Source organism: Cloacibacterium rupense, assembly GCF_014645495.1.
Lineage (GTDB): Bacteria > Bacteroidota > Bacteroidia > Flavobacteriales > Weeksellaceae > Cloacibacterium > Cloacibacterium rupense.
Map to the genome: position 1 here is coordinate 156,917 of NZ_BMLV01000003.1, position 11,986 is coordinate 168,902.

An 11,986-nucleotide genomic window follows, 5' to 3' on the forward strand; every position below is an offset into this window, starting at 1 on the left:
TTGGCCGTCTAAAAATAGAAAACTGAAAATATCAAAGAAATGAAGCAATTTTTTGAGAAAAAGAAAAACACTCATTTTTTTATTGGTGCACTTCTTTTTATCATTCTAGCACAAAGTTTTGCGATTGCTAAACTATACTCGTCTAAAGATGATAAGACCTATGAAGTAAATCTAGTGAAAATTAACACCCAAAAAGACAGCTTAGATCTTTTTAATCTTAAAAATGATTTAGCCCAAATAGACCAAACAGTAAGAAACCTCAATGGTTTTTTCAGAGCTAAAAATATCCCTAGTTTACACTTAGAAGCTTTAGCCAAAGATAGTCTATCTAGCTATGTTTACCTTTCTAATCAAAGTTCCAGATACTCTGACTATCTAGTAGAATTAGAAAAAAAATTACAACAAGTTCCACTAGGAATTCCTACCAACGGACGTATTTCTTCTAATTTTGGAAAAAGAACAAATCCTATTCCTTCTAAAAGAATTTTATTAGCCTCTGCCAAGCCTATTGGTTTTTCTTCAGTAGAAAAAGACAGTGCAGGAAATATCATTAATAACACTGCAAATTCTGCAAAATTAGAAGGAACTCAAACTCCCGCTGAAAAAGACCAAATTCAATTTCATAAAGGCGTAGATATTGCTGCTCCTATGGGCACAGATGTATATTGTGCAGCTCAAGGAAAAGTAATCTTTGCCGGACAAAAAAGTGGTTACGGAAACTGTGTGATTATAGAACACGGAAATGGATTAGCAACCTTATATGGTCATCTTTCTAAAATTTTGGTAGATGCCAACCAACAAGTAAAAATTGGTGATGTAATTGCGAAAGTAGGCAACACAGGTCGTTCTACAGGGCCACATCTTCATTATGAAGTTAGAAAAAACAACACCCCTATCAATCCTAAATTATTTTTGAATCTATAAAATATACAAAGCAACCAAAATAAAGGTTGCTTTTTTAGTTTTGTAACAAATTAGATACAAACCATTACTTATCTATAAATTTAAATCCAATGAAAAAAATCTTATCTGCATTTCTTATCTTATTGAATTTGGTCATCTTTGCACAAGACGGAATAAAATTCGAGGATAGTGATTTCAAAACCATTTTAGCAAAGGCCAAAAAAGAGAATAAACTCATCTTTCTAGATGCTTATACCACATGGTGTGGCCCTTGCAAATTAATGGCAAAAAATGTCTTTACGCTAAAATCTGTTGGCGAACATTATAATGCTAATTTTGTAAATGCTAAAATAGACATGGAGAAAGGCGAAGGCATTGATATTGCTAAAAAGTATGACGTGAAAGTCTTCCCAACCTATCTTTTCATAGATGGTGATGGTAAATTGGTACATAGAACTGTAGGATACGTACCTGAAAAAGAGTTTATACAATTTGCAAAAGACGCCAGTGACCCTGCTAAAAGAGTAGATGCCCTAAAACAGAAATTTGAACAAGGCGAAAAAGACCCTGAATTCTTAAAAAACCTTATAATGCTTACTGCATTTACAGATACCGATTATGCTGGTAAAGTTTTTGAAAGATATATGAGTGCAAAATCTGCCCAACCCTTAGATGCAAATGATATGCAAATGCTTTTTATGCTACTCAAAAACACCGAAGGAGCTGCCTACAAAATATTTAAAGATAAGAAAGCAGACATTCTAAAATTCATGCCAGAAAAAAGCTACGAACAAACCGATAAAAGCCTGAAAATAAACACTGTAATGAAAAAGGTTTACAATGAAGATTCTAAAACTTTTGACGAAAACAAATTTGTAGAAGGCACTAAAGATTTGCTCACCAAAAATGAGGCTATCAATTACCTAAACAAAGTTAAAGCAGGCAAAGCTTTAAAAGAAAAAGACATGGCTACTTACGAAAAATTAATGCTTCAAACTTATCAAGATTATACTAGTTTTGATTCTAATGAATTAAACTCAGCAGCTTGGAATTTCTTTGAAAATGTAAGTAATAAATCTTCTCTAGAAACTGCTTTACAATGGGCATTAGAATCTGTAAAAAAATCTGAAAATTCTGCCAATACAGACACTCTAGCCAATCTTTATAATAAATTAGGAGACAAAACCAATGCGAAAGCATGGGCGGAAAAAGCAATTGAAATTGCCAAAAAAAATGGCGAAGATGCTTCTGAAACTCAAAAACTTCTGGATAGCTTAAAATAAAACAAAAAGGCTGCCTCAATAATCTGAGACAGCCTTTTTAAACACAAAACACAAAGACTTAAAATCATTTTTTAGATTTTAAATCTGAAAACTTTTTTTTTGCTTTAAAAACAGGTTCTACTTTTTTTACAATGATATCTTGATTCAATTGAAATTCTGCATTTTGCTTTTCATCTAAAGATGATGCACCAATAGCAATTTTATACGTACCAGCTTCGGCAATCCAAGAAGATTGCGCGGTAACGAATGAAGCCAAATCATCTGGCTTTAATTCCATTGTAATAATTTGACTTTCTCCAGGTTTTAATTCTTTTGTTTTGGCAAAAGCTTTCAATTCTGCATTCGGTTTATCTACCAATTTTTGAGGTGCAGAAAGGTACAATTCTACAATTTCTTTTCCTGAAACTTTTCCAGTATTGGTGATTTTAACGGTTACTTTCAAATTATTTTTAAAAGTTGCACTGCTCAATTTCAAATCAGAATATGAAAAATCTGTGTAAGATTTCCCAAAACCAAATTCATAAGAAGATTTAACTTTAAATGTATTGAAATAACGATAGCCTACATAAATTCCTTCTTCATAAGTCACCTCTTTTGGATTTTCAGCAGGAGTTCCGAGCCAATTTTTAGCGGAAGGAGTATCTTCATATTTCATTGGGAAAGTCATCGTTAATTTTCCAGAAGGATTTACTTTTCCTGCCAAAACATCTGCAACGGAATTTCCACCTTCTTGTCCGGGTTGCCACGCCAAAAGAATAGCATCTACTTTGTCCTTCCAAGAAGCAGTTTCTATTACACCACCAATATTTAGAATGACTACTACTTTTTTGCCTTTTTCGTGAAAAGCTTTAGAAACTTTATCAATTAAAGCAATTTCATCTTTCCCGAGATTGAAATCATTCTCTACGACTCTATCTCCACCTTCACCAGAATTTCTGCCTAAAGTTAAAAACGCAATCGCAGAATTTTCTGCTTGTTTATTGATAAAACCCTCCATCATTTCCATTTCTGGCAAACGTTGTGGCAAAGCCAAAATTCCTTGAGATTTACGTCTTTCTTTTTCGGCTAAAGCTTCTTTTTCGGCAAAAGGAACGTATAAATTAGCCAATTCTTGGTCTATTTTAAAACCTGCATTATTCAAACCTTCTAGAAGTGAAACCGTGTGTTTATTGTTTACACTTCCGCTACCAGTTCCACCTGTAATAAAATCGTAAGAAGTAACTCCAAAAACTGAAACCAACTCATTTTTTGAAGAAAAAGGCAATGCATTTTTTTCATTTTTTAACAAAACCATTCCTTCTGAAGCAGCATTTCTGGCAACTTGAGAATTTTGAGTTAAATTTGGTTGATTTGAATATTTATAATCTGTAAAAACTGGTGATTTAAACGCTAGTTCAAGAATTCTTTTCACATTTTTATTGGCTACTTCTTGAGATAATTTCCCTGAATTTAAAGCATCTACTAATTCTTTTTTCTGAATGGAAAGTCCAGGCATCAACAAATCATTTCCTGCGTTCATCTGTGCTACTACATCGCTGCTTTGTTTTTTCATAATTGCTTCAAATCCTTCAAAACCACCGAACCAATCTGTCATTACCAAACCTTTGTAGCCCCATTCATCACGTAAAATTGTCGTCAATAAATCTTTACTCGCCGAAGTATATACGCCATTGATTTTATTGTAAGAAGACATCACCGTCCAAGGTTGAGATTCTTTCACCGCAATTTCAAAATTTTTGAGATAAATTTCTCTCATAGCTCGTTCAGAAATTTGTTCATCAATGGTTAATCTATTGGTTTCTTGATTGTTAGCCGCGAAATGTTTGATAGAAGTTCCTACGCCATTTTCTTGAATTCCGTTCACATAAGCAGCAGCAATTTTTCCAGAAATTAAAGGATCTTCTGAATAATATTCAAAATTTCTTCCACACAATGGATTTCTATGAATGTTGAGAGCAGGAGCCAAAAGTACATCTACACCATATTCTTTTACTTCATTTCCCATTGCTTTTCCCACTTGTTTTATCAAATCTGTATTCCAAGTAGAAGCAAGAGAAGTTCCTACAGGAAATGCGGTTGCGTAATAGGTTTTAGAATCGTTTTCTCTGGTTGCATTAATTCTAAGTCCAGCTGGTCCGTCTGCAACAATTACAGAAGGAATCCCAAATCTTTCTAGAGCAAACGTTCCTCCAGCTGCACCGGGAACTTTATTTTTTACAGAATTTCCTACCGTTTGAAAATTTTCTGTAAAACCAGGCATTCCGATTCCGATGAGAAGCGATGCTTTTTCTTCATTAGTCATTTGTTTGATAATGGCATCAATTCTTTTGTCAACAGACAATCTGGTGTCTTCCCAAATATCTAATTTTCCGTTTTTATTTGTATCAGTAAAGGGTTTCCCATTATTGGTGATGGTATTTTGAGCGTTGATAGACGAACTTAACAATGAAGCCAATAACAGCGCAAATATTTTAGAATTTTTCATAAGAATTTGATTAAATTTTTATTTGAATAATAATGGCAGAAAATCATTAAGGTAAGTTCTCCAATTGCTCCAAGTATGTCCACCTGCAGATTCTACATATTGGTATTTGAAGTTCATTCCGTCTAATTTTTGTCTAAAATCTGCAACGTTTTTGTACAAGAAATCATCTTTACCAATTCCTATCCAATAAAGTTTGAATTGATTATTCAATTGTGCTTTTAGCTTTTCGTCTAAATTTTTATAAATCTCAGAAGTAGCATTTTGAGGAGGCATCACTGCTGGAGAAAACAAACCTACATAACCGAAAGTTTTAGGATAATTAGCAGAAATATAAAGCGAATGAAAACCGCCCATCGATAAACCAGCAATAGCTCTGCTGTTGACATCCGTTTTCACTCTGTAATTACTTTCTGTAAAATCTATAATTTCTTTAAAATAAGTTTCCATATCTGCATTGAAAACATCTGGAGTCATCATTACTGGCTTATAAAAACCTTTGTCACTTTCTCCAGGAGCTGCTGCATTGCTAGTGTGTCCGTTAGTCATTACCACAATCATAGGTTTCGCTTTTCCTTGAGCAATGAGATTATCTAAAATTTGAGAAGCTCTACCAAGTGTCATCCAAGCGTCTTCGTCTCCGCCAACTCCATGTAAAAGATATAAAACAGGCAATTTTTCTTTAGAATTTTCGTAACCAACTGGTGTATATATGGTAATTCTTCTATCAGTTTTCAATCCTTTTGAAGGATACCATCTTTTAGAAACTGTTCCGTGTGGTACATTTTGAACTTTGTAATTTTCAGATTTTGGTCCGTCTATGTAAACCATATTCATCACATTGGCTATGTCTCTCACCAAATACACATTATTAGGGTCATCTACTTTTACACCATCTACAATAAATGAATACGTGTATAAATCTGGCTGAAGATTATCTTGAGTAATTTCCCAAACTCCGCCTTCCTTTTTTTGTAAATCCAAAGTAGTAGGTTCCCAACCTTTTGGCGGAAGCCAATTTCCCATCAATTTTACAGATTTTGCTTCGGGAGCTTTTAACCGAAAAGTGATGCTACTGCCTTTAACTTCTGGCGAAACGAGTTCTTTTTTACCAGAAAAATCTAAACTCTCTTGTGCATTAACTACAGAAAAACTCAGAATTAGAGCCACTGTAATGGTTTTTAATATTTTCATTGGACTAAAGTTTTATATTTCCATTGCTTCAATTAGAAGCATTACAATATTACATTGATTTTCTGAACCTTCAAAGAAAAAATTGAAAAATTTTAATTTGATTTATTTTATGATTTAATATTACATTTGTAAAGAGAAACGAACTATGGATTTTAAAGAAATCATCATCAATAATTCTAAGAAAGCTTATGAAATGTATGTTCCGCATATTTCTGTGGATACGGTAATTTTTGGCTTTAACGGAGATCAACTGAAAGTTTTACTTCTGAAAATGAAGTTCAACCAACAATGGTTTTTACCTGGAGGTTATATGAAAAAGGAAGAAAATTTAGAATCTGCCGCCATTAGAATTTTGCGAGAAAGAACTCAATTGGATAAAATTTTTCTTCAAGAATTTGCGGTTTTCAGTGAATTAAATAGAAGCGAAGAAACCTTCAAAGATTTTCCAGATGATTTGTGGCACAAAAAAAGATTTATCTCTGTAGGCTATTATGCTTTGGTAAATCATAAAGACGTTTCACCAATTGGTGATGAATTAAGTGAATCTTGTGATTGGATTTATTTAGATGAATTAGAAAATCAGAATATCACGATGGATCACAAAAAAATCATAGAAAAAGCGTTAAATACATTAAGAGAACAAATCTCTTATAAACCAATTGGATTGAATTTGTTGCCAGAAAAATTTACACTTCCAGAGCTTCAAAAATTGTACGAAGCCATTCTTGGAAGAACTTTAAACCGAGGAAATTTTTACAGAAAAATTAAAAACATAGGAATTCTAAAAAAACTAGACGAACAAAGAAAAGGAGGCGCACATAAAGCTCCGGATTTATATACATTCGATCTAGAAAATTATTTCAAAATTCTAGAAAATGGCATTACCAACTGGTAAAAAGATAATTCAATTGATAAAAAAAACAAAACCCTCAGAAATTCTGAGGATTTTGTGGCCCAGCTTGGGCTCGAACTTTTTATCTTAAACCCAATATTAAAAGGAGTTTACAACAAATCAAATTATAATAGGGATAAAAAAAGGGATAATTTCATGTTTTTTTAATATTAATATTTCAAAATTATTTATTCCATACTAGAGACTTCTTAAATCAAAAAACTAATATTTAGCTCAATCACATCAAAATATCTATCAATAATTTTAATAAGCTAAAAATCGCCGAAAAACATTTCGGAATAGATAATCCCTACTTGCTAATTAAAGTCAGATTAAACAAAGATTTAAAAGGAAAAAACAAGTAAAAACTTTGCCAGTAGTTATATATGCTTTACTTGTATTAAGAAACAAACTTAGTTGTTTTCTTCTTTTCATATATAGATATACTAATATATTAATACTTATACATTACTTATATTTATTTTTAGGGTATATATTACTCATATATTAAATAGAACGAAGCAAGTCCAATCTATTTTCTAATGCTCTAAGAAACCTTTTCTGATAAGAAAATCTATATTTAGATTTATGCCTAAATTTCGCATAGTTTTCTAATACCTTTTCTTCAAAATCACTTCTTACTTTTTTATTTACTAAAGGGAGAATAAAATTCTTAAAATCATCATATCCTATACTATCAAAGCCTCTATAAATAAGAAAATTATAAAATTCTGACAAAGCTTTACTTTTCAGTCCTATTTTCATTAAATCCTTTTCTATTTCTGGGGATAGAAAATCGTAAAATTCAATATTATCCGTGGTTTTGTATAATAATTTTAAAACAATATCCCAATTATCTCTTAGATTTCTCAAAGTATCTATTTTTCCTTCAAAATCACCTTGATTAAAGTGTGCTTCACTCAAAATTCTAAGTTCATATCTTAGTAAAAATCGAACATTACTTAATTTAGCCCTATTTATCTTCTTTCTCTTTTCTAAAGACTTTTTAAAAATTTCCTTAGTAGAAATTATTCTTTTCAGTTTATCGTAGATACTTATTTCAAAATGTTGAGCCTTAAAACAAACACCATAATTACCATAGATATGTTTATCGGGAACATTTTTATATTTTCCAAAACAAGATAACATATGCTCTAAACCAATTCTTTCATTTTTTTTAAAACCAGTTCCAAAAGAAAGATTAACCCCTAACTCAACCTGAGTAATTTTAGCATCCAAAAATTTATTTTTAGGAATTTCTAAAATACTAGCATATAAATTAAGAATATTAACATAATCAAAATAATTAAGGTCGTACAATGGACTTAAGCTAGTATTTAAATTTAAATTAGAATAGTTAATCCAATTTTTTCTAATATTCTGCTTAAAATAAATCTTTCCTTTCTTTGTTGTAGGATTTCTACTATATAAAATATAAACATTCTTATGTTTATTATTTTCTTCAAATGATTCTCCTTCATCAGAATGAATACTTTTAGCACCATTATTTATTCCAACTTTAGAAAATGGAGAGTTATAATAATCAAAAAGATAAATTTCGTTCCCTTGTCTAGAGTTTCTTTTTTTTAAAAATTTACTCTTCAACACTTCTTCTTTTAGAATTATATCTTCAATATAAAATTTTAGCAAATCTGTCATTTAGTTTCTTTTTAAAAATTTTTCTAAATCATTTCTTTTGATGAGTATTTTTCCATTCGTTTTAGGTTGCATATACTCCAATCCTTCAATCCTATACCTTCCCAAAGTCTTTGAACTTATACCATATTCAATTTCAATTTCTTTTGGAGTTAAAACTTTTTTAAAATTACCCATTTCTGAAATAATCTCTTCTAATTTTTCAATTCTTTTTCTTAATTTACTGTTTTCCTTAATTACAAATTTCGTTAATTCAAAATCTCTTCTCATATTTTTTTTGTTTATTAATCGCTTACAAACTAATAAACAGAGGTAAAGTGCTGATTTCAAGATTTATTTAAATAAAATAAACCTCAAATTTATAACACGCTGATATTCAAAGTTATTATTTTCAATAAAAAAAGCGGTTAAAAAAACCGCTTTGTAATTTATACCTTAATCAGATAATTTCTAAATAATTTATTTTTTTTCAATCAATGCCTCATAAAGTTTAGAACGCCAATAATCAATACTTATAACATCTTCTTCTTCAAAAAGTTTTTCAATACTTCCTAATAGTTCAAAAAGTTTAAACATATTATCGACTCTAATTCTATTTAATTCTTCTTGAACTATTGCCTTATATTGCTTAAACTCAGCTTTTCTTCCATCTCTAATTTTCTTCACAATTAATTCCCTAATACTATCAGGATTTTTCTTATTCGAAATATCTTCAGCTTCTTTTTCAATTTGAGAAATATACTTTTCTATTAATATAGGAAGATTTTTAACTTTTTCAATAACAGTTTCTACCTTTCCTTGATGTCTATAAGTTAGTAAATCAGTAGGGAAAGACTCTTCATTAGACTTCATACCTTTAGGTCTAATTATAATCTCACTTTCCTCATCTCCTTTTTTATAAACCAAAGTAAAAATTCCATTAAAAGATACAGCATTTCGTTTAATTTCATCATTTTCTAAAGTCAATGCAAACCTCAATGAGAGATTTTCATTAAGTTTAGTTGTGTTTTTTTTTCCAAATGAAACATACAGTTTCGAATCATCAATAACGAATTTTTCAACAAAAAACTCATCTTTTGTTTTCGTAACATACTCATTTATTGCCATGAAAGCTACAAAAACAGAAAAATTAATACCAAAATCTTGATATCCAATAGTTGAAGTATGAGCTCTTAGATAAAACTTTTTATCTTCATTTTTATAAACTATTCTAAGTTTTAATGGGTTAGTATTATTTAGATTCTTTTCTTTTAGATAATTTTTTATATTATCAATTAACCCTTCATATTTATTTTCATTACAGTAATTGGCAAATTTACTAAAGGAAAAAATATCCAATAAATCATTCTTTGCAGAATAAACAGTTTCAGTTTTAAGTAAAGTTGATGAATTATTTTTTTCTAGAATAAACTTATTGGTTATATTTAAAATTTCAAAAATTGCTTTTTCCTCTTCAAGCATTTTTTCTAAATAAACATTTTTAACTTCCGTTGGAATATCAATTTTTTCACATTGATTGTCCAATCTATTTAAAGCATCTATCAAAGCTTTAGAGTTTCCAATTTTAATGACATCCGACTCATCACCTTTTAAATTATAAAGTTCTAATAATTTTTCCTTTAGATTATCTTTCATCCAAAGTCCCATAAGTTGCTTTAAATTTGCAAAACTTTCCGCTGTATAAACATTATCAAAGAACCCTCTTTCTTTTTCTAAAATCATAGTTATTCGTTTTTTTTGTTAAACATTATTAAAAAAAGCGTTTTGAAAGGACGCTTTAAACCTTTCATTTGCTACTTTTTAGTTTTCTTCTTTTCGACTTGAGATAATGCACTTGCCGCGACAGACCTTTCAATCTTCGTAGATTTTGGATTACTCAAGACTTTAGAAGCTTTAGAAGCAACTCTAGGAGAAGTTGTTTTTTTTGCCATCTCGAATTATTATTAAATTACACTCCTAGTTACGGAACAGGAGATTTATCCGAGAAGAGATTTTTTTTGGATTTTAGAAAAAAAAGTATTACTTTTGCACTCTCAAAAATACACTTCCTCTCTTCTAATGGAAGTATGTAAAGTCCTATCCGTTCAAAGCAGGACTTTATTTTTTTTGGCAAATAATCTGCCAATCTAAAAATATAATCAAAATAGATTTTATTTAATAATTTAATGCCAGAATGTCACTGCAATATTGTCATTAAGTCATAAAATTTAAATATAGAATATTTCTATCAAAAAAGATTGAGTTTTTACCATACGCTATATTATCAATGAGTTAAACTTTCATTCTTTACTTTTATAATATAAAAAAAGTGAATATAATGATATTCACTTTTTAAAATTTACAGTTACATATTCCTAATAAATGTATCAATAATTATTTTTATTGATTGCTGAAGGAATAATATACCCCTCATAAACCATTCCATTTTTTTCAACTTTAACTTTTATCATTTCATTATTACTCATTCCGTACTCTAAAACATTAACAACATCTCCCTTTTGTAGTTCTAAAACACGATAATTCTTAGATTCTATATTATTTATAAATTCATTTTTACTGTAAAGCCAAGTAAAATCCTTTTTTATTTCTTCTATACCTCTAGTATCTTTTACTTCCTCAATTAAGTTTCCACTACTTATCTCTATATCTTGTTTTTCCAAATCATCAAAATAAACCTCTCTATTATTCTTATAATTTAAATTTACAAAAGTCATTCCCAGAAAACCATAAGCATTTATTAATTTTTCACTTGTATCAGAATCTATAATTTCTAATTTTCTTAATACCAACCAATTACTTTCATACAAAACAATATTATTATACCCTTCACTTTTTAGATAGTTAGTAATAAAAATCTTAGTGTATTCTTCTCTTTTTTCTTCAAATAACGAATTATCATATTCGACCATTTTACTAATAATAGTATTCTCCATCTTCAATCTATCAGGCTTCGTATAAGCTGATACACCAAAGAAAACAACAATCAAAACGGGTAAAACAAACCAAAGATAACTTTCTTCCGATTCATTTCTAGAAGTCAAATAATGGGCATTTACATCATTTTTTAAATTTTTCGTTTCTTGAGTTGAACTTACATCCTTTTTATCACCAAACATTAGAGTAATATCTCTTAAAATTTCTAAAGCAAGATTATTATTATACTCATTAACCATTTTGGAAACCCTAAACAAATCAATTATCCACCATATAAAAAAACCACCTGCTGTAAATATAAAAAGGATAAGCCAACCCCATTTTTTCAAATAAGCATAATGCCATCCGAAGAAAAACCAAAGAATAAAAGCTACCCATTTAGTTTTTTTCTTTCGATTATATTCATCAATAAAAATTTGCTTTTGTTCAGAAGCAAGGCTATTATATTTTTTCTGAACAAGGAGAGAAAAATTTGCCATAACTCAAATAATCTACACAGCTCCAATGAAGAATTTAAATCATACAAAAAGCGTGGAACTAAACCGTATTAGAATCCGAGGCACTGCCATGCCCAACACACCCAATAGGAAAGCCCACGCCAAACGGGGCGTTTCACTATCTATCTCGGTGTGTTTAGAAAAT

General features: G+C 29.9%; 9 protein-coding genes. 3 read left to right on the forward strand and 6 right to left on the reverse strand.

Annotated elements, in window-relative coordinates; genetic code table 11:
* Positions 1-39: 39 nt before the first annotated feature.
* Together IEW40_RS08360 and IEW40_RS08365 are read left to right on the forward strand one after the other, a co-directional pair.
* Positions 40-924 (forward strand): M23 family metallopeptidase, encoded by an 885-nt coding sequence (locus IEW40_RS08360; protein ID WP_188617642.1) that lies wholly within the window; start codon positions 40-42, stop codon positions 922-924.
* A gap of 89 nt (positions 925-1,013) precedes the next feature.
* Positions 1,014-2,186, forward strand: a complete 1,173-nt coding sequence (locus IEW40_RS08365; protein ID WP_188617643.1) for a thioredoxin family protein — start codon at positions 1,014-1,016, stop codon at positions 2,184-2,186.
* A 64-nt stretch (positions 2,187-2,250) separates the two neighbouring features.
* Here the strand turns inward: IEW40_RS08365 and IEW40_RS08370 are convergent, their stop codons facing one another.
* A complete protein-coding gene (locus IEW40_RS08370; RefSeq protein ID WP_188617644.1) occupies positions 2,251-4,671 on the reverse strand; it encodes a beta-glucosidase in 2,421 nt (806 codons plus the stop codon).
* A gap of 18 nt (positions 4,672-4,689) precedes the next feature.
* Positions 4,690-5,862: an esterase gene (locus tag IEW40_RS08375; protein WP_188617645.1), complete on the reverse strand. Its 1,173-nt coding sequence runs from the start codon at positions 5,860-5,862 to the stop codon at positions 4,690-4,692.
* Between the two features lie 145 nt (positions 5,863-6,007).
* Here IEW40_RS08375 and IEW40_RS08380 point away from each other — a divergent pair, with 145 nt between their 5' ends.
* Positions 6,008-6,757, forward strand: a complete 750-nt coding sequence (locus IEW40_RS08380) for an NUDIX hydrolase (RefSeq protein ID WP_188617646.1) — start codon at positions 6,008-6,010, stop codon at positions 6,755-6,757.
* A 504-nt stretch (positions 6,758-7,261) separates the two neighbouring features.
* Here the strand turns inward: IEW40_RS08380 and IEW40_RS08385 are convergent.
* The 4 genes from IEW40_RS08385 to IEW40_RS08400 all read right to left on the reverse strand — a co-directional run bounded on the left by IEW40_RS08385 (position 7,262) and on the right by IEW40_RS08400 (position 11,823).
* Positions 7,262-8,413 (reverse strand): hypothetical protein, encoded by a 1,152-nt coding sequence (locus IEW40_RS08385; protein ID WP_188617647.1) that lies wholly within the window; start codon positions 8,411-8,413, stop codon positions 7,262-7,264.
* Complete coding sequence (locus IEW40_RS08390) at positions 8,414-8,680, reverse strand: hypothetical protein (protein WP_188617648.1); 267 nt, start codon at positions 8,678-8,680, stop codon at positions 8,414-8,416.
* Positions 8,681-8,869: 189 nt separating this feature from the next.
* Positions 8,870-10,132: a hypothetical protein gene (locus IEW40_RS08395; RefSeq protein ID WP_188617649.1), complete on the reverse strand. Its 1,263-nt coding sequence runs from the start codon at positions 10,130-10,132 to the stop codon at positions 8,870-8,872.
* A 644-nt stretch (positions 10,133-10,776) separates the two neighbouring features.
* On the reverse strand, positions 10,777-11,823 hold the full coding sequence (locus tag IEW40_RS08400; RefSeq protein ID WP_229663412.1) for a TM2 domain-containing protein: 1,047 nt from the start codon (positions 11,821-11,823) through the stop codon (positions 10,777-10,779).
* Positions 11,824-11,986: the final 163 nt, after the last annotated feature.

Coding starts and splice junctions, on each gene's coding strand:
- IEW40_RS08360 (WP_188617642.1), top strand. CDS start 40: ATGAAGCAATTTTTTGAGAAAAAGAAAAACACTCATTTTTTTATTGGT.
- IEW40_RS08365 (WP_188617643.1), top strand. CDS start 1,014: ATGAAAAAAATCTTATCTGCATTTCTTATCTTATTGAATTTGGTCATC.
- IEW40_RS08370 (WP_188617644.1), bottom strand. CDS start 4,671: ATGAAAAATTCTAAAATATTTGCGCTGTTATTGGCTTCATTGTTAAGT.
- IEW40_RS08375 (WP_188617645.1), bottom strand. CDS start 5,862: ATGAAAATATTAAAAACCATTACAGTGGCTCTAATTCTGAGTTTTTCT.
- IEW40_RS08380 (WP_188617646.1), top strand. CDS start 6,008: ATGGATTTTAAAGAAATCATCATCAATAATTCTAAGAAAGCTTATGAA.
- IEW40_RS08385 (WP_188617647.1), bottom strand. CDS start 8,413: ATGACAGATTTGCTAAAATTTTATATTGAAGATATAATTCTAAAAGAA.
- IEW40_RS08390 (WP_188617648.1), bottom strand. CDS start 8,680: ATGAGAAGAGATTTTGAATTAACGAAATTTGTAATTAAGGAAAACAGT.
- IEW40_RS08395 (WP_188617649.1), bottom strand. CDS start 10,132: ATGATTTTAGAAAAAGAAAGAGGGTTCTTTGATAATGTTTATACAGCG.
- IEW40_RS08400 (WP_229663412.1), bottom strand. CDS start 11,823: ATGGCAAATTTTTCTCTCCTTGTTCAGAAAAAATATAATAGCCTTGCT.